This window comes from Sphingomonas pseudosanguinis (assembly GCF_014196255.1).
Classification (GTDB): Bacteria; Pseudomonadota; Alphaproteobacteria; order Sphingomonadales; family Sphingomonadaceae; genus Sphingomonas; species Sphingomonas pseudosanguinis.
This window is the reverse complement of the sequence record NZ_JACIDH010000009.1, coordinates 33160-59697: the sequence shown is the minus strand read 5'-3', so window position 1 is coordinate 59697 and position 26538 is coordinate 33160. Positions and strand designations below refer to the sequence as shown.

Genomic DNA, 26538 nt, shown 5'->3' with positions numbered 1-26538 from the left:
TGTCGCGGCGCGCCGCTTTCATTGTTGACCGGGCGAAATCGGAAAACAAATCCATAATGGTTGTATTGCAAATATAGACAATGTCCAAAATGAGCATTTATTCTGTTCATATCGGAGATAACGCGTGCGTAACGATTAGGCGTAAGTGGTTTTTCTCATGATATATATCAAGATCGTCCGGTAAAAGGACGATGGTCTGTCTCATCGATGAAACCGGATCTTTAAAACATTGACTCATCTTTGATTCTGTCGTCCGGTGAAGCGTTCGTCACCGATCGGGGATGATTTCGGGGGCGAGCCGGGGGGCTATAGACCATGTTTGGCGCGTTTATTCGTGCGCTCGGCCGTGTCGTGAAGACCGGCGTCACTGTCGATACGGCGCCGGGAGTCGCTTTATCGTCGGACCAATTTGCGTCGGATAAGACGGATGTCGCGTCGCGCGCCTCGCATCGTATCGTGCGACCGACGATCGCCCTGTCGGCGCTTGCCATCGCGGCGATGCCCTGCGCGGCGGCTGCCGAGAGCGCGGCGTGCACGGCCATCAATAACGGCGAACTGAACTACTCCGCCAATTTCAGTTCGACGGCTGCACCCAGCCCCAAGGGCCGTACGGCTGGCCCCTCTGCCACCGCTTCGGGTATCCGATCCGCATCCTATACCACGACCATCGGCACCTATCGGGCCGACTACGCCGGCTTCAGTCCGACGCTGTATGATTTCGACGCGAACGAACGGATCACGTTCACCGTGCAGACGATCAGTGTATCGGGCGGCAGTTTCCGGGCATTTTTTCCGGTGTCCAACACCACGCCCGGATCGGCTGTAAGCGCACCCGGTATTCTGCTCGCGTCGGCAGGGACCATAACGGAAACCCTGACGACTGACGCGGGGACCAATGCGCTCCTTGCGCGCATTCAGCGCGGTTCTACCGCCGATACCGGTTCGTTCACTATGTCGGCCACCTGCGTCGGCACGCCGCCCCCCGCGATCTCGGGCATCACGCCGACCTCCGGGCCGACGGCCGGCGGAACCTCGGTCGCCATCAACGGCAGCAACTTCACCGGCGTCGATCAGGTGCGGTTCGACACCACCCTCGTCTCGGTCACGCCGGCATCGGACACGCAGATCGTCGCCACCGCGCCCGCGCATGCGGCGGGCACGGTCGGCATCGCCGTCGTGAAGAACGGAACCGCCTCGGCGACCTTCACCGGCTATACCTATATCGCCGCACCGGCCGTGACGGCGGTCGCGCCCGCTTCGGGAGGAGCGGGGGGCGGCAACAGCGTGACCCTGACCGGCACCGGCTTCACGAACGCGACCGCGGTCAGTTTCGGCGGCAGTCCCGCGTCGAGCTACACCGTCAACAGCGCGACGCAGATCACCGCGACCGCGCCCGCCGGGTCGGGCACCGTCAATGTGACGGTCACCACGCCGGGCGGCACATCGGCGACCGGGGCGGGCAACCAGTATCGCTATGTCGCGGCACCAACGATCAGCGGAATCTCGCCGACCGGCGGGTCGAGCGGGGGCGGCACGCCGGTGACGATCACCGGCACCGACTTCGTCAGCGGCAACAGCTATAGCGCCAGCTTCGGCGCGACGACGGTCCCGGCGACCTATGCCAGCGCCACGACGCTGACCGCGACCACGCCGGCGGGGGCCGGCACCGTGGCGGTCGGTGTGACCGACGCCACCAACGGCCAGGCGAGCACGGGCAGCGTCAACTACACGTTCGCCGCGCCGACCGTGACCGCGCTGAGCGTCACCTCCGGCCCGGCCAATACGGCGCGCAATGTGGTGATCACCGGCACCAATTTCACCCCGGCCGCGACCGTGGCGATCGGCGGCACCGCCGCGACGGGCGTCACCTACACCAATGCGAACCAGCTCAGCGCGACGCTGCCCGCCAGGGCGGCGGGTACCTATGACGTGCAGGTCACCACCGGCAGCGTGACGAGCGCGGCCGGCCCGGGCTCGCAATATAGCTATATCGCGGCGCCCACGATCACCGGTGCGACGCCCGGTACGGGGACGACCGCCGGTGGCACCAGCGTGACGATCACCGGCACCGCGCTGACGGGGGCGAGCGCGGTGACCTTCGGCGGCAACGCGGCGACCAGCTTCGTGGTCACCGGCGATACGCAGATTACGGCGGTAACCCCGGCGGGCGGCGCGGGTGCGACGTCGATCGCCGTCACCACGCCGGGCGGCACCGCCACGCTGGCGAACGGCTATAGCTATGTCGTGCTCAACCCGCCCGCCGTGACCACGCAGCCGGCTGGCCAGACGGTCGCGGTCGGTGCGACGGCCAGCTTCACCGCCGGCGCCTCGGGCAGTCCGTCGCCCAGCGTCCAGTGGCAGGTGTCGAGCGACAGCGGTGCCAGCTTCACCAACATCGCCGGCGCGACCGCCGCCACCTATACCACCCCCGCGACGACAGCGGGCGACAATGGCCGCCAGTACCGTGCGGTCTTCACCAACAGCCAGGGCAGCGCGACCAGCAGCGCCGCGACCCTCACCGTCATCCAGGCGCCGACCGCCAACGCGCAGAGCGTGACCGCCACCTTCAACACCGCGACCGCCGTGACGCTGACGGGCAGCGACCCGAACACGCCGGCCCGGACGCTGACCTATGCTATTATCGGCAGCCCGCCGACGCATGGCACGCTGAGCGGTGCTTTGCCCAACCTCACTTATACGCCGTCCGCCAATTATATCGGGGCGGACAGCTTCACCTTCACCGTCTCCAACGGTCTCGCGACCTCCAGCGCCGCGACGGTGACGATCACCGTGGCGGGGCCGCCTGCGCCGGCCGCGCCGGTGCTGACCAGCCCGGCCAACGGATCGACGCTCAATACGGCGACACCGGTCGTGACCGGCGTCACCGCGGGCGGCACGACCGTCCAGATCTTCATCGACGGCACGCTTAACGGTAACGCGACCGTTTCGGGCGGCAATTTCAGCTACCCCGTGGTGAGCGCGCTGGGCCAGGGATCGCACAGCGTCTATGCGGTCGCCTCGGCATCGGGGGTGGCGTCGCCGGCCTCGAGCAGCAATGTCTTCATCATCGACACGGTCGCGCCCGCCACGCCGATCATCACCGCGCCCGCCAATGGCGCGACGCTGGCCAATCGGCGGCCGGCGATCACCGGCACGGCGGAGAGCAATGCCAGCGTCGCGATCCGGATCAATGGGGCGGCGGCCGGAACGACCTCGGCGACGGCGGGCGGCACGTATAGCTATGCACCGACGGCCGATCTGCCGCTGGGGTCCAACACGGTGTCGGTCACCGCGACCGACGCGGCGGGCAATGTCTCGCCGAACGCGACCAACAGCTTCACCATCGTCGCGCTTCCCACGGTCAGCGGCGTGACCCCGGCCGAGGGCGGTACGGCGGGCGGCACGACGATCACCGTCACCGGCACCAACTTCACCAGCGGCAGCACCGTGACGGTCGGTGGTACGCCCGCGACCGGCGTGACGATCGCCAGCGCGACCAGCCTGACCGCCGTCACCCCGGCGGGCACTGCCGGCCCCGCGACGGTGCAGGTCACCAATGCCGCCGGCGTCGGCACCACGACCGGCAGCTTCACCTATGTCGGCGCACCGACCGCGAGTGCGCAGACCGTGTCGACCGCGTTCCAGACCGCGCGCGGCATCACCCTAGCGGGCACCGATTCCAACACGCCCGCGCGCGCGCTGAGCTATGCGATCACCGCCGCGCCGGCCCGGGGTACGCTCAGCGGCACCGCGCCGAACCTGACCTATACGCCGGCCGCCGGTGCGCGCGGCACCGACAGCTTCACCTACACCGCCAGCAATGGGGTCAGCACCTCCGCGCCCGCGACGGTAACCGTGACGATCGGTGACCCGACGCTGACCATCGCCGCGCCGCCCGCCAGCGGGACGGTGGGCACGGCCTATACCGCCACGCTCAGCACGACGGGCGGCACCGCGCCCTATCGCTATGCGGTGACGGCGGGTGCGCTGCCCGCCGGGCTGACGCTGGCGACGGGCGGTACGCTGTCGGGCACGCCGACGAGCGCGGGGGCGTTTGCCTTCACCGTTACCGCCGAGGACTCGACCGGCGGCAATCCGCCGGTGGCCCAGTCGCAGACCTTCACCATCACGATCGGGCGGGGGGCGCAGACCGTGCGCTTCACCTCGACCCCGCCGGCCGGCGCGATCGTCGGTGGCACCTATCTGGTCGCCGCGACCGCCAGCTCGGGGCTGACCCCGGTCATCGCCATCGATGCCGGCTCGCGCGCCATCTGCTCGATCACGGGCAACAGCGTGCGCTTCGACCAGGTCGGCACCTGCGTCGTCACCGCCAGCCAGGCGGGCGACACCAGCTTCGACCCCGCCACCCCGGTGCAGCAGAGCATCGCCATCGGCGCGCCGACGATCGCGCTCAGCCCCGCTACCTTGCCGACGCCGCAGGTCGGCATCGCCTATAGCCAGCGGCTCACCGCCAGCGGCGGCACCGCGCCTTACGCCTTCGCGGTGACGGCGGGCGCGCTGCCCACCGGGCTGACGCTGGCAAGCGACGGCACGCTCTCGGGCACGCCGAGCGCGGCCGGAAGCTTCACCTATACGATCACGGCGACCGACAGCGCGAGCGGCAGCGGCGCGCCCTTTGTCGGCCAGGCCAGCTATACGACCAGTGTCCAGCCGCCGGTGCTGACGCTGTCGCCCGCCGCGAACACGGCCACCGCGACCGCGCTGCCCGCCGCGACCGGCGGGACGGCGTACAGCCAGACGATCACCACCAGCGGCGGCATCGCGCCGTACGGCTACAGCGTCGTCGGCGGGGCGCTGCCGCCCGGGCTGACGCTGGCGAGCGGCGGGGTGATTTCGGGCACGCCGAGCGCGGCGGGGACGTTCACCTTCCGCGTCCGCGCGACCGACAGCGCGACGACGCCGTTCGGCGTCGAGGGGCTCTACGCCATCACCGTCGCCGCGCCGGCCATCGTCGTCACCCCGGCGACCCTGCCGTCCGCGACCGTCGGCCAGGCCTATGACCAGACCGTCACCGCCAGCGGTGCGGGGACCAGCTACAGCTATGCGGTGACCGCGGGCGCGCTGCCCCCCGGCGTCACGCTGGCCAGCGACGGCCGCCTGACGGGGACGCCGGGGGCGGGCGGCAGTTTCGCCTTCACGCTCACCGCGACGAACGCGGCGGGCTTTACGGGCGCGCGCGCCTATACGCTGAGCGTCACCGCCCCCACGCTGGCACTGTCGCCCGCGAGCCTGGCGACGGGGACGTCGGGCGTGGCCTATGGCCAGACGCTCTCGGCCTCGGGAGGGATCGCGCCTTACAGCTATGCGGTCACCACTGGCGCGCTGCCGGTGGGCGTCACCTTGGCGAGCAACGGCACGCTGGCGGGGACGCCGACGCAGTCGGGGAGCTTTACCTTCAGCGTCACCACGACGGACAGTTCGACCGGCTCGGGTCCGTACAGCGCGACGCGCAGCTATACGCTCAGCATCGCGGCACCGGCGTTGGCGCTCGATCCGGCGACATTGGCCAATGCGACGGTGGGTGCGGCGTATAGCCAGGCGCTGACCGCGAGTGGCGGAACGGCACCGTATAGTTATGCTGTCACGGCTGGTGCTTTGCCGGCGGGCGTGACGCTTGGCACCAATGGTACGCTGAGCGGTACGCCGACGGCTGGTGGCAGCTACAGCTTCACGGTTACCGCAACCGATGCGACCACGAGCGGCAATGGCGGGCCTTATACGGCCGCGCGTAGCTATACGCTGACGGTTGCAACCGCGACGGTTGCGTTGTCGCCAGCGAACCTTCCGGCGGGTACGTCGGGCGTGGCCTATGGCGAGACGCTGTCGGCGACCGGTGGCACCGCGCCTTATGCCTACACCGTGACCGCAGGCGCCTTGCCGGCGGGTGTGACCCTGTCGAGTAGCGGGACCTTGGCGGGGACGCCAACCCAGTCGGGGAGTTTCACCTTCAGCGTCACCGCAACGGACAGTTCGACCGGTTCGGGTCCATATAGCGCGACGCGCAGCTACACGCTGGTGATCGGTGCACCGGCGCTGACGCTGGCTCCGGCGACGCTGGCCAATGCGACGGTGGGTGCGGCGTATAGCCAGGCGCTGACCGCAAGCGGTGGCACAGCTCCGTACAGCTATGCCGTAACGGCAGGCGCATTGCCGGCAGGCGTGACGCTTGGCACCAACGGCACGTTGAGTGGGACGCCGACGGCCGGTGGCAGCTACAGCTTCACCGTGACCGCGAAGGATGCGACCACGACCGCCAATGGCGGGCCTTATACCGCTGCACGCAGCTACACGCTGACCGTCGCGACCGCGACGGTGGCGCTGTCGCCAACGAACCTGTCGGCGGGAACGTCCGGCGTGGCGTATAGTGAAACACTGTCGGCGACCGGTGGTACGGCGCCTTATGCTTACGCCGTGACGGCAGGGGCGTTGCCGGCGGGCGTGACTTTGTCGAGCAGCGGGACCCTGGCCGGCACGCCGACCCAGTCTGGCAGCTTCACCTTCAGCGTCACCGCGACCGACAGTTCGACGGGCTCGGGTCCGTACAGTGCGACGCGCAGCTACACGTTGGCGATTACGGCTCCGGCGCTGACGCTCGCGCCGTCGACGCTGGCGAATGCAACGGTGGGCTCGGCCTATAGCGAAACGCTGACCGCAAGCGGCGGGACCGCGCCGTACAGCTATGCCGTGACCGCAGGCGCGTTGCCGGCGGGCGTCACGCTTGGAACCAACGGCACGTTGAGTGGTACGCCGACTTCTGGTGGCAGCTACAGCTTCACCGTGACCGCAACGGATGCGACTACGAGCGCCAATGGCGGGCCCTACACCGCCTCGCGCAGCTATACGCTGACGGTTGCACGTGCGGCAGTGGTGCTGTCACCCGCCACGCTCCCGGCGGGGACGTCGGGCGTGGCATACAGCGAGGTACTGACGGCGACCGGTGGGACCGCGCCGTACGGCTATGCTGTAACGGCTGGCGGGCTGCCATCTGGGGTGACCTTGGCCAGCAATGGTACGCTAGCGGGGACGCCGACGCAGTCGGGGAACTTTACCTTCAGTATCACAGCGACCGACAGTTCGACCGGTTCGGGTCCGTATAACGCGACGCGCAGCTATACGCTGGTGATCGCGGCTCCAGCGCTGACGCTATCGCCATCGACATTGGCCAATGCGACGGTGGGGGCGGCCTATAGCCAGGCGCTCACCGCGAGCGGCGGGACCGCGCCCTACAGCTATGCCGTCACGGCCGGTGCGCTGCCGGCGGGCGTCACGCTTGGCATCAACGGTACGTTGAGCGGCACGCCCACCGCCGGCGGCAGCTACAGCTTCACCGTCACGGCGACCGACGCGACAGCGACTGGCAATGGTGGGCCTTATACGGCGAGCCGCAGCTATACGCTGAGTGTCGCGACCGCGACGGTGGCCTTTGGTCAGGCGAGCCTGCCGGCGGGCGTGTCGGACAAGGCCTTTAGCGAGATGCTGTCTGCCACCGGTGGCACCGCTCCTTACAGCTATGTGGTCACCGCTGGCGCGCTGCCGGCGGGTGTGACCTTGGCGAGCAATGGCACGCTGGCGGGGACGCCGACGCAGTCTGGCAGCTTCACCTTCAGCATCACCACGACCGACAGTTCGACGGGCTCGGGGCCCTATAGTGCGACTCACAGCTATACGCTGGTGATCGCAGCTCCGGCGCTGACGCTGGCCCCAACGACGCTCACCAATGCGACCGTGGGTGCGGCGTATAGTCAGGCGCTGACCGCGAGTGGCGGGACCGCACCGTACAGCTATGCCGTCACGGCCGGTGCGCTACCGGCAGGGGTGACGCTTGGTACCAACGGTACTCTGAGCGGCACGCCGACCGCTGGTGGCAGCTACAGCTTCACCGTTACGGCGACGGACGCGACCACGACTGCCAATGGCGGGCCTTACACCGCCGCACGCAGCTATACCCTGACGGTTGCGACCGCGACGGTGGCGCTGTCGCCGGCGAGCCTGCCGGCGGGAACGTCGGGCGTTGCCTATGGCGAAACGCTGTCGGCGACTGGTGGCACCGCGCCGTACAGCTATACCCTGACCGCCGGCGCCTTGCCGGCGGGTGTGACGCTGTCGAGCAGCGGGTCGCTTTCGGGGACGCCGACGCAGTCGGGTAGCTTTACCTTCAGCATCACCGCAACCGACAGTTCAACCGGCTCAGGGCCATATAGTGCGACCCGCAGCTACACGCTCAGCATCGCGGCGCCTGCGCTGGCGCTGGCACCGGCGTCACTGGCCAATGCGACGGTGGGGGCGGCCTATAGCCAGGCGCTCACCGCGAGCGGCGGGACCGCGCCCTACAGCTATGCCGTGACGGCGGGTGTGCTGCCGGCGGGCGTCACGCTTGGCACCAACGGTACGTTGAGCGGCACGCCGACCGCCGGTGGGAGCTACAGCTTCACCGTCACGGCGACCGACGCGACGACGAATGGCAATGGTGGGCCTTATACGGCGAGCCGCAGCTATACGCTGAGTGTCGCGACCGCGACGGTGGCCTTTGGTCAGGCGAGCCTGCCGGCGGGTGTGTCGGGCACGGCCTTTAGCGAGACGCTGTCTGCCACCGGTGGCACCGCGCCCTACAGCTATGCGGTCACCGCTGGCGCGCTGCCGGCGGGGGTGACCTTGGCGAGCAATGGCACGCTGGCGGGGACGCCGACGCAGTCGGGGAGCTTCACCTTCAGCATCACCACGACGGACAGTTCGACCGGCTCGGGTCCGTACAGCGCGACGCGCAGCTATACGCTCAGCATCGCGGCACCGGCGTTGGCGCTCGATCCGGCGACATTGGCCAATGCGACGGTGGGTGCGGCCTATAGCCAGGCGCTCACCGCGACTGGTGGGACGGCGCCCTATAGCTATGCCGTCACCGCAGGTGCGCTGCCGGCGGGCGTCACGCTTGGCACCAACGGCACGCTTAGCGGTACGCCGACCGCCGGTGGCAGCTATGGCTTCACCGTGACCGCGACCGATGCGACCGCGACCGGCAATGGCGGGCCTTATACCGCCGCGCGCGGCTATACCCTGGTCGTGGCGGGCGCGAGCGTGGCGGTCGGGCCGGCGAGCCTGCCCGATGGACGCTATGAGGCGGCCTATAGCCAGACGCTCACCGCATCGGGCGGCACCGCGCCCTATCGCTATGCGGTCACCGACGGCGCGTTGCCGGCGGGGGTGACGCTGGCGGCCGATGGCACGCTGAGCGGCACGCCGGGCGCGTTCGGGCGCTTCGCCTTCACCGTGACCGCGACCGACAGCTCGACGGGGGCGGGGCCCTATAGCGGGGCCAAGGCCTATAGCCTGGTCATCGCCGCACCCGACGTGCCGGTCGCGGCCAATGTCAGCCTGGCGGTCGGTTACAACGCGGCGGCCACGTCGGTTCCGCTGAAGGTGAGCGGCGGTGCGGCGACCGGTGTCGCCATCGCCACCGCGCCCGCGCACGGCACCGCGACGGTCAACGGCACCGCGATCAGCTATACGCCGGCGGCCGGCTATGCCGGGGCCGACAGCTTCACCTATACCGCGTCCAATGCGGGCGGCGCCTCGGCCCCCGCGACGGTCAGCATCACCGTCGCGCAGCCGAGCCTGGCGCTCACCCCGGCGACGCTGCCGGCGGGCCAGGAGGATGTCGCCTATAGCCAACAGCTGAGCACCAGCGGCGGCACCGCGCCCTATGCTTACGCGGTCACCGCCGGGCGGCTGCCGGCCGGGGTGACGCTGTCGACGGGCGGGTTGCTGGCGGGCACGCCGCAGGAGAGCGGGCGCTATACGGTCACCGTCACCGCGACCGACAGTTCGTCGGGCAACGGTCCCTTCACGGCGACCAATGCCTATACGCTGGAGATCGCGCTGCCCGCCCCGCCGGTCGCCCGGCCGGGTTCGGCCGCGACCGGCGCCGCCACCACGGCGCAGAACGGCGCGGTCGCGATCGATCTGTCGGCGCTGGTCACCGGCGACTATCGCCAGATCCGCATCACCACCCAGCCGCAGCACGGCACGGTATCGCTCGACGCGCGCCAGCAGGACGTGACCGAGACGAACCAGCGGATCACCGTCACCTATACGCCCGAGCCGGGCTATATCGGCGAGGACAGCTTCGGCTATGTCGCGATCGGCGCGGGCGGCACCTCCAACGAGGCGCGGGTCGCGGTGACGGTCAAGGGCAGCGCGCCCGTCGCGCCGGCGGTCAAGGCCAGCGTCACCAACGGCCAGACCCAGATCATCGACCTGACCGGTGGCGCGATCGGCGGGCCGTTCCTGGGGGCGAGCATCGTGTCGGTCACGCCGGCCGATGGGGTCGAGGCGACGCTGGTCGAGAGCGGCGGCACCGGCGATCGGCGCTACCAGCTGCGCATCACCCCGCGCGGCCGGTTCAGCGGCACGGCGACCGTCCGCTACACGCTGACCAACGCCTATGGCACCTCGGCGCCGGCCGCAGTCAGCGTCAGCGTGGTGCAGCGTGCCGACCCGTCGCAGGACGCGACCGTCACCGGCATCTCGGCCGCGCAGGCCGAGGCGACGCGCCGCTTCGCCCAGGCGCAGCTCGACAATTTCCAGCGCCGCAACGAGCAGTTGCACAATGGCGGTGCGGGCAGCGTCGGCCGGCCGATGGGGATCAGCATCGCGGGTGGCAACAGCTATGGTGCGCGTGATCCCAATGCCGGAATGGCGGCGACCGATCTGGCGATGCTGAAGTCGGACCATGCGACCGAAGTCATGGGCCGCGAGCGGGCGGCGGGCATGATGACCTATGACCGCGACGGCCGGGCCATGCCCGTGGCGGGGCTGGCGGGCGCGCGCAGCGACCGGGCGATGGGCCAGGCGATGCCGGGCGATCCGGCCGCGCGTGGCGGCACGGGCGAGGCCGGCGAGGCCGAGGCGATCGAGGGCACCGGCCGGTCGGTCGGGTCGACGGCGATCTGGTCGGGCGGTGCGATCGCGCTGGGCAGCGAGGATGCGGCGCGCGGGCGCGGCAAGCTGACCGTCTCGACCGGGGGGCTCAGCAGCGGCGTCGACGTGAAGCTGTCCGAAACGCTGACCGTCGGCATCGGCGGAGGCTATGGCGGCGAGCGGGCCAAGGTCGGCCAGGATAAGGGCCGGGTCGACAGCAATAGCTGGATGGGCGCGGTCTATGGCAGCGTCGCGCCGGCGGACGGGCTGTTCGTCGACGGTGTCGCGGGTGCCGGACGCCTGTCCTTCGATACGATCCGCAATGTGACGGGCAGCGACGCGGTCGCGCGCGGCCATCGTGGCGGGTCGATGCTGTTCGGCTCGCTGACCGGCGGGTTCGACCGGACCAGCGGCACGCATGCGCTGTCCGCCTATGGCCGGATCGACTATCTGTCGGCCGATCTGGACCGCTATGCGGAGACCGGGGCGGGCAATGCCAATCTGGTGTTCGACGGCCGCCGACTGACCTCGCTGTCGAGTGTGCTGGGCCTGCGCGGATCGTTCGTCACCGGGCGGTTCGTGCCCCGCGTGCGCGCCGAGTGGCGGCACGAGTTCAAGAATGGCGGTATCCAGGCGCTCGACTATGCCGATCTGGGCGGGTTCAACTATGCCATTCGCGGCGATGGCTGGACGCGCGACAATTATTCGATCGAGCTGGGCACCGACTATGTCTTCGACAATGGCTGGCGCATCGGCTTCGACCTGGGCGGCGCGCTGGGCCAGGGCAGCCGCTATGCGACCGAGCGGATTACCATCCGCAAGCAGTTCTGATCGGGGGAAGTATCAATCCTCCCCTGGAAGGGGAGGTGGCAGGCCGTCAGGCCTGACGGAGGGGTGTCGCCCTCTCGATAGCGGGACACCCCTCCGACGCGCTTCGCGCGCCACCTCCCCTTACAGGGGAGGAATGGGTTGGGGGCAGGGTTGCGCGTTCGCAAATGCCCCCGGACGGGGCAGGATCAGGGCGCGACCTGCACGATATAGGTGAACCAGCTCTCCGCCGCGTGATCGAACAGCTGGACCTGCTGCTCGGTGGTGCGGGCGGTGAAGTGGGTGCCGCTGCTGCGGTCATAGCCGCGGGCTTCGCCGTCCTCGATCGTCATGTTGATCGCCGCATCCGCCCCCAGGTCGCGCAGTTCGGGCAGGGTACCGCCGAATTTCGACGCGCGCTCGCCGTCATAGCCCTGGAGATGCGCGCCGCGCGCTTCGGCTGCGATGCGCAGATGCCGCTCGGCGTGATGGTCGTAAAGGCCGGCCACCTTGCGCCCGGTGAGGAGGGCATGGGCCGAGGCGGCGATGATCGCGCGGATATGGGGTTGCATGGATGCCCGCGTGGCACGGCGGGGGAGCGGGATCAACCGTCTCCGCTGGTGGACGGGCCTCGTAGGTCTCATCGGGATGGAGACGAAGCTACCCTCATTCCTCCCCTGCAAGGGGAGGGGGATCATCCGAAGGATGGTGGAGGGGTGTCACGCTCTCGATAGCGGGACACCCCTCCGTCAGGCCTGCGGCCTGCCACCTCCCCTTGCAGGGGAGGATAGATTGAATGCCACCCGGCCTTAGAAGTCGAAGCGGACCGAGGCGGCGATGGTGCGGCCGTTGATCGAACGCGCGCGGACCAGCTGGTTGGCCGGGATCGCGGCGTCTTCGGCTTCGGTGATGCCCTTGACGTTGAAGATGTTGTTGGCGTTCAGGTTGAAGCTGACATTGCTGGCGGCGCGCACCAGCAGGAAGCCGTTGACCTGGGTATAGGCGGGCATCTTCAGCTGGTTGACCGGCTGGGTATAGCTGGACGTCGTGCCGATCACGTTGGCGCCGAAGCTGACCGGGCCGAAGTCGAACTGCGGCGTCGCCTGATAGACGAAGGCGGCCTGACGCTGCGGGCGGTTGCCGTTCAGCGTCGCATCGGTCGCGTCGCTGGTGATCTTGGCATCGGTATAGGTGCCCGCCGCGCTCAGCGAGAAGGGACCCGCACGGAACCGGCCTTCCAGCTCGACACCGGTCGCCTCGTAACGGCGGCTGGTGAACTGCTGCTGCGAGAGCAGATAGTTGGTTTCCTCGGTCCGCGCGTTGAACACGGTGGCGAACAGGCCGACCGGGCCGGCCGAATATTTCAGGCCGCCCTCGGCCTGGCGCACGAAGTCATAGGGCTTGGCGCCATTGACCAGCCCGCCGGTCTGCAGGTTGATGGTCGGGCCGAACAGCAGGCGATCGGCATTGACGCGGCCGCCCCGGCTGTAGCGCGCGAACGCCGCCAGCGTCGGGCTCAGGCGATAATTGACACCCGCCGAATAGGACAGATAGCTGTAATCATAGTCGATGCCGGTGCGGTTGTTGGGCAGGAACGCCACGTTGCGCTCGGCCGCCGAGATGACGCCGTTGCCGTTGATGTCCTGCGCCCGGGTCGTCACCGCGCCGGGCAGGTCGCCCGCGATGCTGCCCTTGGCCGAGCCGAAGTCGTAGCGCAGGCTGCCGTCGATGTTCAGGCGGCCGATCTCGAAGCCCAGCTGCGCGAAGGGCGCGTTGGTCGTGTAGCGCATGTCATAGCTGCGGCGGCAGCAATTGCCGAAAAAGGCCGCCGAATAGAGCGTGCCGCCCGCCGTCTGCGACACGCCGGCCGCGTTGCGGATGTCGACCAGCACCGAGCGGCCATCGCCCTGCACGGTCTGGAAGAACGAGGTCCACAGCCAGTCGGTCTTCACGTCCTGGCGCGAATTATACATGCCCGCCGCGATCGACAGCTGGCCACCGCCCAGATCGACCTTGCCGTTGATGCGCAGATCATTGGTGATGTTGTTCAGGCTCTTGAGGTCGACATCGAACAGCACGACGCTGGCGAGCAGGCCGTTGCCGCCGAGCGCGCCCGGATTGGCGATACGCTGTCCCGAGAGCGGGCCGCTGGCGTAGAAGAGCTGCGCGCCCGCGCCGGCAAAGCCGTTGGCGGTGGTCTGCGCATCGCCGACCGAGGCGGGGAAGGGCGAGACGAAATCGCCCGAAATGTCCGAATAGCGGAACCGCTCGGTGACGTTCCAGCCATCGGCGATCTCATACTGCCCCTCGAAGCCGACCGACTTCACGTCCGGGTGCATGCCGTCGCCGATGTTGCGGCGCACGACATTGTTGTTGCCGTCGAGCGTCTGGACCGAGCGGATATAGCGGCTGTGCAGCGTGTCCTCGTTGATCGAGAAGCCGGGGATGTTGATATAGCTGGGGTCGCCGTTGCTGCCGGTCACGCGCACCGGGTTGGGCAGATAGGCGATGCTGCGATCGTCCAGATACTTGCCATAGACGCGGATATAGCCGCCCTCGAACTCGCGGGTGATGTTCGCCTTGATCTGGCCGCCGCGCATCGCGTCGTAGCCGACGTCGCGCGGGCCGTCGCCCAGCCGGTAGAAGCCGCTCAGCTCATAGCGGGTGTTGGCGTCGATGCGGCCGCCATAGGCGAAGTCGGCGCGATATTCGCGGTAGTCGATGCCCGACGACAGCTGGAACGAGCCGCCTTCCTGCTCGCCGGTCTTCGAGATGAAGTTGATGATGCCGCCCGGCGAGTTGCTGGCGAAGGTCGAGGCCGAGCCGCCACGCACCGACTCGATGCGCTCGAGCGACAGGTCGTTGCGGATGAAGATGTCGGCATTGCCGAAGATGATGTCGCCGAATTCCAGGACGGGCAGGCCGTCCTCCTGCAGCTGCAGGAACTTCGAGCCGCCCGACGCGACGGGCAGGCCGCGCACCGAGATATTGGCGTTGCCCTCGCCGCCCGAGGCCTCGACGCGCACGCCGGGCAGGTTGCGCAGGATCTCGGCGGTGTTGCGCGGCGGGATCTTGGTGGTGAGGTCGGCGTCGAGCGAGCTGACCGAGACCGAGGTGTCGAGGCGGTTGCGCCCCTGCGCCACGCCGGTGACGACGATATCCCCCGAAGCGGCGGCCTCGGACGCGTCGGCGGCCGGGGGCGACTCGGTGGTCTGGGGCGGGGCGACCTGCGCCTGGGCAGCGCTGGCGATCAGCAGCGCGGGGACGGAAGCGAGCAGATGAAAGCGCAGCGACATCACGAAACCTCTCCTGGACGGCCTCTCTTTGGATGGCCGGCAGGTTGCATATGGCCGTGTGCAAACCATTGCAATGGCAATCTGCAATCGTTTGTTATCGATCTTGTGCATCTCTGGCAGGGTGTTGCCCGTTCGCCACTATCTGTCGGCCGCTACCAATGGAGCGGCCACCAGTCGAAGGCGCCAAGGGTCGAGTGGCCGGTCCAGCGCCGGCACAGCCGGTCGAACGGGGCGATGGCGAAGCAGCCCAGCACGATGCCCGCGATGATGCCGGTCATGAACGGGCCGAAGCCCATGTCCGCGATCGTCGTGCCGGTGATCCGCGCGGTGATCGCCAGCGCAACGATGACGATGACGCCGAGCAGGATCATCCCGACCAGCAGGAAGAGGAGATAGAGCGGCGTCTGCCACCAGCGGCGCGCGGCGCGGCGCTCGCGGCGCTCGGTCTTGTGCGCGGTGCGCAGCCGCTGGCGCTGCGCCGGGGTCAGCCGATGCTGGAACCGCCAGCGGCGGATGGCGAGGAACAGGACGAGCATCAGTCCGGCGGTGGCGAAGGCGATGTAGAAGCCGGGCGGCTGGCGCGTGCCGACCGCCGCCATGAACAGTATCCAGAGCATCAGGACGAGGATGGTGCCATAGGAAGGCTGGGTCGCGTCGTCGGGATCGCGCGCGGGCGCGACCGGCCGGCGTCCGGCCAGCGCGCGGGCGGGCGCATCGGCGCGGTGACGCAGCGACAGGTGCAGCGCCAGCCCGATCAGCGCCAGTACGACCCCGAACAGCGCGGCGCGCGGGTTCGTGCCCCAGCCGGGCAGCAGCCGCGCGAGCAGCAGCCAGGCGAGCCAGCCGAAGACGGGCAGCGCCACCGCGTGCAGCAGCACGGCACGCACGCCCTCGCGCATGAAGCCGGCATGTTCGGCCTCGCTCAACGGCAAGGCGGGGCCATGGCCGTGGCGGCGGAACAGCCAGCCGTCCCGCGTGCCCTCGAACTGCGGTGGCAGGCCGGCGATCCGGTCGATGCCGATGCGGCGATGGGCGCTGCGATAGTCCAGGCGAAACGGCATGATGCTATCCTGTCAGTGAGCGGCCCTCGCGGCGGCCAGGCTTTCGCGGACGCGCGCCAGCGCGGCGGCTTCGGGATCGTGCTCGCCCATCGCCGCCCAGGAGCCGGTGACCGCGAAGACGCAGTGGCCATGGACGGTCGCGACCAGCGAGCGGGCGAGCGTGCCGAGCGCGGCGTCGATCGGCCGGTCGAGCGCGCGCGCCACTTCCGCCGCGACGATCCGCATCAGCCGGCCGCGCATCTCCTCCTGCGCGGGGCTCAGCGTCTCGCAGGCGGGGCGATGGTCATAGATCGCGGCCCAGCGGCGGGGATGCGCGCGGGCGAAGGCGAAATAGCCGTGCACCAGCGCGGCGATCCGGTCGCCATCCCCGCCGGTCTCGGCCGCACGCAGGCTGTCCGCCAGCGTCTCGGCCCAGTCGGCGAAGCTGCGCGTGTTGATCGCGGTGACCAGTCCGTCGACATTGCCGAAGACATTGTGGACGGTGCCGATGGTATAGCCGACCCGCTTGGCGACCTCCCGCGCGGAAAAGCCCGCAAAGCCGGTTTCGGCCATCAGGCCGGTGCCCGCTGCGATCATCAATTCGGTCAGTTCGTCGCGGCTATGGTCGGATCGTCTACCCATGGAATGGCGAGGCTTTCTGGAAAAGGGGGCGACGGCCGCCCGGAGCGAACGGCCGTCGAGGGTGTGTAAGCGGTCAGCGCACTCGGTGGAACAGGCGGCCGCGCGTCGGTGTCGCATCGCTGGCGGGCGTCATCGCCTCCAGCGTGGTCACGATCCCCGATCCGGTCCGCGTCATCCGGAACAGCCGGGTGCCCGAGGGGCCACGGCCGGGATCGGAGGGACGGAATTTGTAGAGCTTGATGATCACCGATCCCGGCTCGGGCGTGGCGGTGCACTTGATCTGCTGATAGGTCTGGAAGCCTTCGCTGTTCAGCCGGCAGCCCGTCGCGCCGGCGGCCGGCCCCAGCGTCAGCGTGCGGGTGACGAAGGCGGCGAACCCGTCGCTGCCATTGCCGCCGATCCGGCCGAGCGATTCTTCCCAGACATAGGTGCCGTGCCAGCTGGCGAGTCCCTGCGCCCGGGCGGGGGTGGCGGCGAGGGGGGCGAGCGTCGCGGCCAGCGCGGCGGTGGTGATGATCGACTTCAACATGACAAGTCTCCCATATGTCCAACGAGTAGAATGTTTCGCAGGCGGATTGGCTTCACCGTACCCAGAGCGGCATGCGGCCGGTCAGCGGTTGGATCGTATAGTCGCTGCCCCCGCGCGGCGACGGGCGCATCGCGATCCGGAAGCGTTGCTTGGCCGCGCAGGCATTGAGCGTCCAGATCTCTGTATGGCCGCCATCGGCGCGCTGGCTGTCGGGCACGATCCGCATGTCGGCCGAATAGATGAAGGAACAGCCGCCCGTCGTCTTGGAATAGCGCGCGATGTCGTTGAGGACATCGGCGGCCAGTTGCGGGCTGGCCATGGTGCGGCCGGTGGTGCGGATCTGATAGGCGGCCGCGGGCTGGCCGGCGACGCAGGCCGCTGCGACGATCGCGGTGGCGATCAGGGTCATGCGCTTCATGGTCGTTCTCCCATGCTTGGTTCCCGTCCCCGAAACGGTCCGGGTCGCGGCCGTCCATCGGCCACGGATCGATAAATAAGCATCGTTCAATTAATGACAAATGAACAGCGATCATTTATTCTCAAGTGGCGTTCGCGGCACGGCAATCGATACGATAGGGGAACGATCCCTCCGCCTCAGGCGTCATCTCCGGCAGACAAGGGAGAGACGGCGATGGCCTTTTGTAGCCAATGCGGCGCCGAACTGGCGCGGGATGCCCGTTTTTGCGGTCAGTGCGGCGCGGCGGTGTCGGGTACGACGGCCGGCGTGACCGCCGATCCGGTCGCGCCACCGCCAAGACCCAACCCCGTCGAGACCCAGTCCTTCGCGTCGCAGCCCGGCGCGAGAGGTGGACGCGGCTGGCTGCTCCCCGTGCTGCTGGTGATCGCGGTGCTGTCGATCGCCTATCTGCTGCTCGCCCCCGCCCGCACCCCGGCGCCGACGACGCGCACCGACACGCCCGAGGCGCAGGCAACCATTGCTGCGACCGAACCCGGTAGCGACGCCGCCCCGACTCGGACCGTCTCGGCCGCCAGTCTCGACTCGTCCTTCGTCAGCGATCCGCAGGGCGCGGCCGCGCGCTATGCCGGGCCGGTACGCGTGTCGGGCACGATCGCGACCATGGTCCAGCCGGGGCCGACCCCGTCGCTGTCGATGGAGGGGCGGACGCGCTTCAACTATGTCATCGTCAACTTCCCCGCCGGCTATCGCGAACGGCTGGCGCCGCTGGCCAAGGGGCAGGTCATCACCGTCGCGTGCGGCGGGGTCCGCGCGCTGGGCGGCACCACCATCCTGTCGGACTGCCGGCTCGACTGAGGCCCGGTCGCGACGGGGCGTGCGCATTGTCACCATGATCCGTCGGTGACATGGTGACCGCAGGGAGAATGCGATGGACCGGGTGCGCAAGGCTGGCTGGATCTATTTCCTCGGCTTCATGCTGGTCGTCGCGATCGGCTATGTGCCGGGTTTCCACGACGCGGACGGCAATTTGTTCGGGCTGTTCAAGCTCGACCTGTATGACGACAGCCTGCATTTCTTCTCCGGGCTGTGGGCCGGGATCGCCGCCTGGTGGTCATACGGCGCGGCGCGCACCTATTTCCGGCTGTTCGGGCCGCTCTACTTCGCCGACGGGGTGATGGGGCTGTTCCTGGGGAGCGGCTATCTGGACGGGGGCATCTTTCTCTACGGGCCGATCCGCCAGTCGCTCTATGCGCATGTCTTCGCCAACCTGCCGCATCTGGTGATCGGCGGGGTGGCGATCTGGATCGGCTATCGCTGGGCGCGTCGGCCGGCATGAGGCGGCGCTGGCGGGTCGCGCTGGCGCTGGGCGGCGCGCTCGCCGCGCTGGTGATCGTGCCAGTAGCGGGGATCGAGCTGGGATGCCGTGCGCCGCTGGCGGGGTTCGCGCCGCACGGCCCCTATCGGTCGGTCGCGGGGCCGGGGGCCGCCTCCGGCCCCGCCGCCCCGCGCGCGGAGGTGCGGACCTGGCTGACCTATCCCGAATGGCATATCGTCTATTCGGCTGACAGTTTGGGGCGCTGGCTGTCGGCGGGTCGGCCGCCCAGCGGTTATGGCTATGGCGGCGACATCGCCGGTTTCTGGCGCGGCTTCTGCGCGATCAACCGCGTCGCGCGCGGACAGCCCGGCGCGGGCGAGGCCAAGCTGATGATCTATACGATCGGCATCAGCTTCACCGTCGAGATGGCGGTCAAGGCGCTGTACGAGAACACTGCCGGGCGACTGTCCGAAGCGATCGGCGGCTGGACCAGCCCGCAGGACCGCTATGCCGCGGGCGTGCAGACGCGCTACGGCGCGTTCATCCACGAGGTGCCCTGGTATAAGTTCGCGTTCGGCGACGCGCTGCGCGGGCTGTGGCGGACGCCGGGCTGGGGCGCGCGGTCGATCGAGCGGCGCGGCGCACTGTCGGCGGAATATCTGGTCAAGGCCGGCTATGCCAGGGCGCTAGGCGCCGCCAGCGCGCGGAGCGGTCCGCCCGATGAGCGTTCTTTACGCTTCGTCGTGCGCGCGACCCCGGCCGAGGTGACGCGGATCGACCCCCGGCTGCGCCCCGTGCGGAGCGACAACGGCCTGACCGTGGTCGAGGCACCGCGCTATGCCCAGTTCACCGACCTGCTCGGCCGGCTGGCGACGGCGGACGTGCCGCTGGTCGAGATCGCCGGCAATGACGACATCTTCGTCACGCTGCTGGTCCCCGCCGGCACGCGGATGGCGGGGACGACGTTGCTCGATATGCCGATCGAGCGGGCGGGGTGGCGGCGCATCGGCACTTCGGTGCAGGTGCCTGCGCTCCCCGCCCTGATCCGCGACGCGCGCGCGTGCGGTGGCGTGGTCGAGCATGTCTATGACTATTAGGGCGGGGCTGAATACCGGCCTCCGCTTTTCCGCGCTGCTGGCGCTCGTGCTGGCGGGCTGGGCGCTGATCATGCTCGGCCTGCCCTTTGTCGGGCCGGCGGGGCGGCTGGTGGCGGTGGTCGGCGACGAGGGGCGTGCGGTTCGCGCCATCGCGGCGGCCGGGGGGCGGGTGGTCGAGGTGCGGCGCGGGGCGACGCTGGCGCGCGGCGACCGGGCGGGCTTCGTCGCCGCGCTCTATGCCGCCGGTGCGCCGCTGGTGATCGAGGGGCGGGTAGCGGCGGGCTGTTTGCCGGCCAGGGGTGCGTAGCGCGCATACCAGCTGTTGCTGAACAGCCCGTCCGGGTCCCATTGCCGCTTGGCCGCGAAGAAGGCACCGATCTCAGGGTAGGAGCGTACCAGCTGCTCAGGCGAATAATGCAGCTGATAGGGCAGGAAGAAGCGCCCGCCCTCCGCCAGCGTCAGGTCGATCAGCGCGCTCGTCAGCCGGCGCATCGCGGCGGTGCCGGCGTCGTCGGTCGGCTGGTTGAGATAGAGCACCACCGAGAAGGCGGGCGCGGGCGCATAGGACAGCGCATTGTCCTCATGCCCAACCGCGCGAATCGAGGCGTTGACCAGATTGGCCTTTTGGTCGCGCAATATGTCCCGCATGCCGTCGATGAAGGGGACGATCCGGTCGCGCGGCACGAAATATTCGTGGAGGATGTCGGTCTCGCCGGGCAGCTTGTTGAACAGATAGGCGACTGAATCGTGCATTGGGTCGTTGCGCGCGACCAGACAGGCCTCGCCCGATCCTTGCGCGGTGGCGCGGGTGATGGTGCACGCCTCCAGCCGGTGTTCGAGATGCTTCTCGCTCCACCATTTCATCGTCTTGAACAGATCGTTCTTCTTGGCGAGATTGACGGTCAGCCGGCGGACCTTGGTCGAGGGCACCTCGCCCAGCGGCGCGCGCGTCAGCGCCTGATCCTCGGGGAATTGGCGATATTGATAGACCAGTGCCTCGGTCAGCAGCGATCCCGGCGCGGTCGAGAGATGGACATAGGCGAGCCCCACCGACGGGTCGGCCGCGATCCGCTCGAAGGTGGCGGGAAAGGCGCGATAGTCGATCAGCGCGCGTTCCGAGCGGTAGATGGCGTTGGGCACGACATCGAGCGTCGCGGACAATATCACCCCGAACAGGCCATAGCCGCCGACGACATGGCGGAAGAGATCGGGATTCTCGGTGCGCGAGACGGTCACCACCCGCCCGTCGGCGAGCATCAGCCGGATGTTGCGCAGCGAGCCCATCACCGCGCCCGCCTGATGATCCATGCCATGCGCGTTGACCGAGATCGACCCGCCGACCGAGAAGATGTCGGTCGACTGCATCGCCTTGACCGCGAAATCGGGGTGGATCGCCTGCTGGATGGCGTGCCAGGTCGTGCCTGCGCCGACCGTGACGGTGCGCGCGTCGCGGTCGAGCGTGATGGCGTCCATGCCCCGCATGTCGAGCACGACCCCGCCGGCGCGAAACGCCTGCCCGCCCATCGAATGTTTCACGCCGGCGGCCGACACCGGCAATCCGGTGGCGCGCGCATAGGCCAGCGCCTGCGCCACCTCAGCCTCGCTGGTCGGGCGGACGACGCCCTTGACGGCGGTACGGCTGAGGCAGCTGGCGTCGTTGACGGTGCCGCCCCGCTGCGCCCATTGCGGTTCGGCGACCGAGGTGGGCGCATGGCCCGAGGGGGCGGGGAGCGGGGGCAGGACGTTGCCGCAATCCTTGATCCCGGCGGGATCGGCCATCAGCGGGGCGACATAGAGCGCCCCCGCACCACCCGCGAGCGCGATGGCGGAGACCCCGACCAACAGATACCGACCTCGTGACATGGATGATCCCGTCCGCTTGCCGCCTATTCCGATCCGCGACGCTAACAGATCACGTGTCCGGGAGCGAGGGCAGGACCGGCGCGGGTGAGTCGTTTCGCGTTAGCGCTAATTGTCGAACCTATTGATCCCCCGCCTAAAATTCTTTGATCATGCGGCAATGCGGGATGTTGCTGACTTGTAAGCGAATTTTGCGGAATGAAAACGGTCCGCTCAGAAGGGCATCAGATTCTTATTGTCAGTCTTAATAAGCGCGCTCAGGATGGGCGTAGCGGATGACGACAGGCTGACAAGGTCGCACCGCCACACTCGGAGAGGAGTTGAGCGATGGGCAGATTTCATGTCGTCCGCGCGGGCCTGGCGGCTTGCGCGTTGATGGGTTCGGCCGCGATCGGCCAGAATGTCGCCGTCAATAACGGATCGCTGTTCACCACCACGACCGGCGATGCGGTCCAGGCGCACGGCGCGGGCATCATCAAGGTCGGCAATTATTATTATATGCTCGGCGAGAACCGCGACGGCTGGTTGTTCAAGGCAGTGTCGATGTACCGCTCGACCGACCTGAAGAACTGGGAGTTCCGCCGCGACATCCTGACGCGCAATTCGGCAACCAGCCTGAACACCTCGAACATCGAACGGCCCAAGGTCATATATAACGCCGTGACCAGGAAATATGTGCTGTGGGCGCACAAGGAAAACGGCCAGGATTATGGCGAGGCGCGGGTCGTCGTCGCGACATCGGACACGGTCGACGGCAACTACACCTATCTCAGCGAGTTCCGGCCGTTGAATTACGAATCGCGCGACATGACGCTGTTCGCCGATACCGATGGCAATGCCTATCTGATCTCGGCCGCCGCCAGCAATTACGACCTGAACATCTACAAGCTCAATAGCAGCTATACCGGCATCGACTCGCTGGTCACCGTGCTGCAGGGCTATCACCGCGAGGCGCCCGCCGTCTTCAAGCGCAACGGCGTCTATTTCCTGATCACCTCGGCCGCGACCGGGTGGAACCCCAACCAGGCCGCCTATCAGACCGCCTCCAGCATGGCCGGGCCGTGGACGGCGCCGCAGGGTTTCGGCGATCCGCGCACCTATAATTCGCAGTCCACCTATGTGCAGCCGGTGCAGGGCAGCGGCGGCACCTCCTACCTGTATCTCGGCGATCGCTGGGGGCCGGCGACCGGGCAGCAGCCCAACGACTCCACCTATGTCTGGCTGCCGCTGACCTTCCCCAGCGCGACCTCGGTCGGCATGCCCACCTCGTCGCAGATCACGATCAACGCCAGCACCGGCGCGATCAGCAACGGCTATAGCGGCACGACGCTGGCGATGATGAAGGTCGCCTCGAGCGGGCTGTGCGCCAATGTCGCCAACCAGTCGCGCGATTACGAGGCCGGGATCATCCAGTGGGATTGCGACGGTGCGTCCAATGCCAAGGTGGAGCGGCGTCCGTCGGGCAACTACACCCAATATGTCTTCCAGCAGAGCAGGCTGTGCCTGGCGGAGGCGACCAATGGCAGCGACGTCGTGCAGACGACCTGCAATATCGGCACGCGCGCCGAATGGTCGGTGTCGGGCACCGCGATCGTCAATCGTGCCAGCGGGCGCTGCCTGAACGTGTCGGGGGACTCGCGCGATCGCGGCGGCAACCTGATCACCTGGCCGTGCAGCGGGGCGATCAACGAACGCTGGTCGTTCGTGTCATGACGGTGGCGCGTCGTTGGCCGTTGGCGCTGGGGGCGGCCGGGGTCGGCGTGGCGGCGCTGGCCGGGGGGCTGTGGCTGACCGGCGGGCCGGCGACGCCCCCCGGTCCGAGCGGAATCGCGGTGGTCGGGGGGGCGGCGCCCGCCGCCTCCGCGCCCGTGGTCGTCACCCGTGCGCCGGTGGTCGCGCCGGCTGCCCCGCCCGTCACCACGGCCGTGCGCAAGCCGCACGTCGCGAAGGCGCTGGCGCGTGCCGACTCCGACACGCAACACATCGCCGAACTGATGCAGCAACAGCCCCGCGACACACGCGGCGACGCAATCGAGGAGCGGGTGCGCACCGCGTTCAGCGGCCATTTCACCGGCCGCGTCCTGGGCGAGGTGAAGGTCGCCTGCACGATCACCTTGTGCGAGCTGTCGGGTACGGCGAACGGCGATCCCGAGGCGGCGCGGACCGCCTTCCGCGCGGCGGGGGTGCAACAGGCCTTCGCCGCGATCGGCTATTCGGGGGGCGAGGAGGTCGTCGCCGGCCATGACGGACAGACCGACTTCGTCTTCTACGTCAATCGCGAGGCGTAAGGGGGCTCCTACGTTCCGCCCGGATCAGCGCCGGGCGGAACAGTGGCGGGCGATGAAGTCGGCGTGTTCGGGCATATGCCCGGTCGCCGCCTGAGTCACCGCCGCGATCCGGCCGAGGCGCGCGCGGATCTCGTCCAGCGGCAGCCCCAGCGCCAGCGGATCATGGCCGCTGGCGACCAGCCCCTGTCCGTCCATCACCGCCAGCCAGCTGGTCTTGGTGAACAGCTCGTCCGCCTCGCGATAGACGCGCCCCGTGCGCGCATGGATCGCCAGCCGCTCGGCCAGCGTGTCGGGGATCGCCATGTCCGCCAACTCGCGCCAATAGGCGGTGTCGCGCCGCTCGGTCGCGTGGAAATGCAGGATCAGGAAGTCGCGGACGCTGTCGAACTCCGCCGCCATCAACCGGTTGTAGCGGCGCGTGTCCGCCGGCTCGAACGCCTGGGTTGGCAGCATCTCCAGCAGGCGCGCGATCCCCGCCTGGATCAGATGGATGCTGGTCGACTCGAGCGGTTCGAGAAAACCCCCGGCCAGCCCCAGTGCGACGCAATTGCCGATCCAGAAGCGGTCGCGCCGACCGGTGCGGAAGCGCAACGGGCGCGGATCGGCGAGCGGCGCGCCGTCGAGATGGCCGAGCAGCGTCGCGACCGCCTCGTCGTCGGACAGATGGCGGCTGGCATAGACCAGACCGTTGCCGGTGCGATGCTGTAGCGGGATGCGCCATTGCCAGCCCGCACCATGCGCGGTCGAGCGGGTGAAGGGCGTCGGCGGCCCGGCATTGGCGGTGGGCACCGCGACCGCGCGGTCATTGGGCAGCCAATGCCCCCAATCCTCGAACCCCGCGCCCATCGCGCCCTCGATCAACAGGCCGCGAAAGCCCGAGCAGTCGACGAACAGGTCCGCCGCGATCCGGCGGCCATCGGCGAGCACGACCGCCTCGATGAAGTCGCGTGGCCCGCCGCGCTCGACCGACACGACGCGGCCCTCCTCGCGCCGGACGCCGGCGGCCTCGGCATGGCCACGCAGGAAGCGGGCATAGAGCGCGGCGTCGAAGTGAAAGGCATAGCCGATATGCGCGAGCGGGGTGCCCCCCGGCTGGGGTCGCATGAACCGGCCGGCGCGCGCGGCGGCCGCGCAGATCGAATAGGCCTCGAGCGGCAGTGCCTCACCCGCCAGCCGCAGCCGCTGCCACATCGCCTCGAAGGGAATCGCGCCCTTGTCGATGCCATAGACGCCGAAGGGGTGGAAATAGCGGTGACCGGGGCGCAGCCAGTCGACGAACTCGATCCCCAGCTTGAACGTGCCTTGCGTCGCGCGGACGAAATCATCCTCGTCGATGCCGAGCAGCGCGGTGAAGGCCTGGATCGGCGGGATGGTCGCCTCGCCGACGCCGACGGTGCCGATCTCTTCGGACTCGACCAGCGTGATCGCGGGACCGTGCGGCCCCAGCACGCGGGCGAGCGCGGCGGCCGCCATCCAGCCGGCGGTGCCCCCGCCGACGATCGCGATCCGGCCGATGGGCGCGTCGTCGCTCATGCCGCCAGCCGGCATTGCAGGAACAGATTACCGGTCAGCCGCCCCGACCGGGGATCGTCGGGCCGCGTAGGCAGGCGGGTGATCCGCCCCGAATGGAGCAGGTTCGCGCGGTAGAGGATCAGCCGGTCGGGCCTGGCGGCAATCGCCGCGATCATCTCGAACGCGGCGTCGCCATCGGTGCAATAGCCGGGTGCTGGCGGCGGATCGCCGGCGCGCGCGGCGTGATAGGGGGCCAGGCGTTCGGCATCCAGCGTCTCGAAGTCGGTGGCGCGGTGGCGGAAAAAGGCGGTGCCGTCGTCGCTCTCGGACGACAGGAAATGGACGGTCGCGAATTGCAGCCGGTCGGCGGTATCGACATGCGGCACGCGCTGATCCGCGGTCAGCTCGGCGGGATCGGTGGTGACCAGCGAGAAATTGCCGCGTGCCCGGGCGGGGCGGACGGCCGCGCCGGTGAAGTGCGTCGCGATCAACGGCAGGACGCGGCGCACCATCGCATCGACATAGGCGAGCGGCGCGGGGCCGAGCAGACCGGGATAGGCGCTGCCCATTTCGGCAGCGGGCGCGAAGGCGGAGCGGGTCGCGGCGAAATCGCGCAAATGGTCGACCCATCCGGTCGCGCGGTCTAGGATCACCACCGGCTCGCGCTCATGCCCGATATGGCGGACGGTGGGGACGGCATCGGCCGCAAATTCCAGCGCGGGCGCGGTGGCCATGATCGTTCCTACCCCTGACGAAAAATTGCCGGCACGGTCCGATCAACAGACCATGCCGGCAGGCG

At 68.9% G+C, this 26538-nt stretch carries 16 protein-coding genes; 7 read left to right on the top strand and 9 right to left on the bottom strand.

From position 1 onward, the window contains the following. Positions 1 to 456 precede the first annotated feature (456 nt). Positions 457 to 11766, top strand: a complete 11310-nt coding sequence (locus tag GGR48_RS10945) for a putative Ig domain-containing protein (RefSeq protein WP_183951949.1) — start codon at positions 457 to 459, stop codon at positions 11764 to 11766. Between the two features lie 185 nt (positions 11767 to 11951). Here the strand turns inward: GGR48_RS10945 and GGR48_RS10940 are convergent, their stop codons facing one another. The 6 genes from GGR48_RS10940 to GGR48_RS10915 all read right to left on the bottom strand — a co-directional run bounded on the left by GGR48_RS10940 (position 11952) and on the right by GGR48_RS10915 (position 17667). Next, positions 11952 to 12314 carry a hypothetical protein gene (locus GGR48_RS10940; protein ID WP_183951948.1) on the bottom strand — a complete coding sequence of 121 codons (363 nt, stop codon included), beginning with the start codon at positions 12312 to 12314 and terminating at the stop codon, positions 11952 to 11954. 237 nt (positions 12315 to 12551) lie between these two features. Beyond that, positions 12552 to 15038, bottom strand: a complete 2487-nt coding sequence (locus tag GGR48_RS10935) for a TonB-dependent receptor domain-containing protein (protein ID WP_183951947.1) — start codon at positions 15036 to 15038, stop codon at positions 12552 to 12554. A 152-nt stretch (positions 15039 to 15190) separates the two neighbouring features. Continuing rightward, complete coding sequence (locus GGR48_RS10930; protein WP_183951946.1) at positions 15191 to 16099, bottom strand: hypothetical protein; 909 nt, start codon at positions 16097 to 16099, stop codon at positions 15191 to 15193. Between the two features lie 12 nt (positions 16100 to 16111). Beyond that, positions 16112 to 16720, bottom strand: coding sequence for a TetR/AcrR family transcriptional regulator (locus GGR48_RS10925; RefSeq protein ID WP_183951945.1), 609 nt, complete (start codon positions 16718 to 16720; stop codon positions 16112 to 16114). 73 nt (positions 16721 to 16793) lie between these two features. Beyond that, positions 16794 to 17249, bottom strand: a complete 456-nt coding sequence (locus GGR48_RS10920; protein ID WP_183951944.1) for a DUF5991 domain-containing protein — start codon at positions 17247 to 17249, stop codon at positions 16794 to 16796. A 52-nt stretch (positions 17250 to 17301) separates the two neighbouring features. Then, complete coding sequence (locus GGR48_RS10915; protein ID WP_183951943.1) at positions 17302 to 17667, bottom strand: hypothetical protein; 366 nt, start codon at positions 17665 to 17667, stop codon at positions 17302 to 17304. Between the two features lie 213 nt (positions 17668 to 17880). Here GGR48_RS10915 and GGR48_RS10910 point away from each other — a divergent pair, with 213 nt between their 5' ends. The 4 genes from GGR48_RS10910 to GGR48_RS10895 all read left to right on the top strand — a co-directional run bounded on the left by GGR48_RS10910 (position 17881) and on the right by GGR48_RS10895 (position 20386). After that, positions 17881 to 18522, top strand: coding sequence for an OB-fold protein (locus GGR48_RS10910; RefSeq protein WP_183952016.1), 642 nt, complete (start codon positions 17881 to 17883; stop codon positions 18520 to 18522). A 73-nt stretch (positions 18523 to 18595) separates the two neighbouring features. Beyond that, positions 18596 to 19003: a DUF4383 domain-containing protein gene (locus tag GGR48_RS10905; protein ID WP_183951942.1), complete on the top strand. Its 408-nt coding sequence runs from the start codon at positions 18596 to 18598 to the stop codon at positions 19001 to 19003. Then, the gene (locus GGR48_RS10900; RefSeq protein ID WP_183951941.1) at positions 19000 to 20079 is read left to right on the top strand and encodes a hypothetical protein; all 1080 of its coding nucleotides are present in this window, start codon (positions 19000 to 19002) and stop codon (positions 20077 to 20079) included. The genes GGR48_RS10905 and GGR48_RS10900 overlap by 4 nt, the downstream gene beginning before the upstream one ends. Next, complete coding sequence (locus GGR48_RS10895; protein WP_240456061.1) at positions 20063 to 20386, top strand: hypothetical protein; 324 nt, start codon at positions 20063 to 20065, stop codon at positions 20384 to 20386. The genes GGR48_RS10900 and GGR48_RS10895 overlap by 17 nt, the downstream gene beginning before the upstream one ends. Here GGR48_RS10895 and GGR48_RS10890 read toward each other — a convergent pair. Next, positions 20314 to 21942: an FAD-binding oxidoreductase gene (locus GGR48_RS10890; RefSeq protein WP_183951940.1), complete on the bottom strand. Its 1629-nt coding sequence runs from the start codon at positions 21940 to 21942 to the stop codon at positions 20314 to 20316. The two genes, GGR48_RS10895 and GGR48_RS10890, sit on opposite strands and share 73 nt — an antisense overlap. Positions 21943 to 22266: 324 nt before the next feature. Here GGR48_RS10890 and GGR48_RS10885 point away from each other — a divergent pair, with 324 nt between their 5' ends. Continuing rightward, positions 22267 to 23652, top strand: coding sequence for a family 43 glycosylhydrolase (locus tag GGR48_RS10885; protein ID WP_183951939.1), 1386 nt, complete (start codon positions 22267 to 22269; stop codon positions 23650 to 23652). 2 nt (positions 23653 to 23654) lie between these two features. Next, the gene (locus GGR48_RS10880) at positions 23655 to 24227 is read left to right on the top strand and encodes a hypothetical protein (protein ID WP_183951938.1); all 573 of its coding nucleotides are present in this window, start codon (positions 23655 to 23657) and stop codon (positions 24225 to 24227) included. A 24-nt stretch (positions 24228 to 24251) separates the two neighbouring features. Here GGR48_RS10880 and GGR48_RS10875 read toward each other — a convergent pair whose 3' ends face one another. Continuing rightward, positions 24252 to 25760 carry a tryptophan halogenase family protein gene (locus GGR48_RS10875; RefSeq protein WP_183951937.1) on the bottom strand — a complete coding sequence of 503 codons (1509 nt, stop codon included), beginning with the start codon at positions 25758 to 25760 and terminating at the stop codon, positions 24252 to 24254. After that, complete coding sequence (locus GGR48_RS10870) at positions 25757 to 26473, bottom strand: DUF6445 family protein (protein WP_183951936.1); 717 nt, start codon at positions 26471 to 26473, stop codon at positions 25757 to 25759. The genes GGR48_RS10875 and GGR48_RS10870 overlap by 4 nt, the downstream gene beginning before the upstream one ends. Positions 26474 to 26538 lie beyond the last annotated feature (65 nt).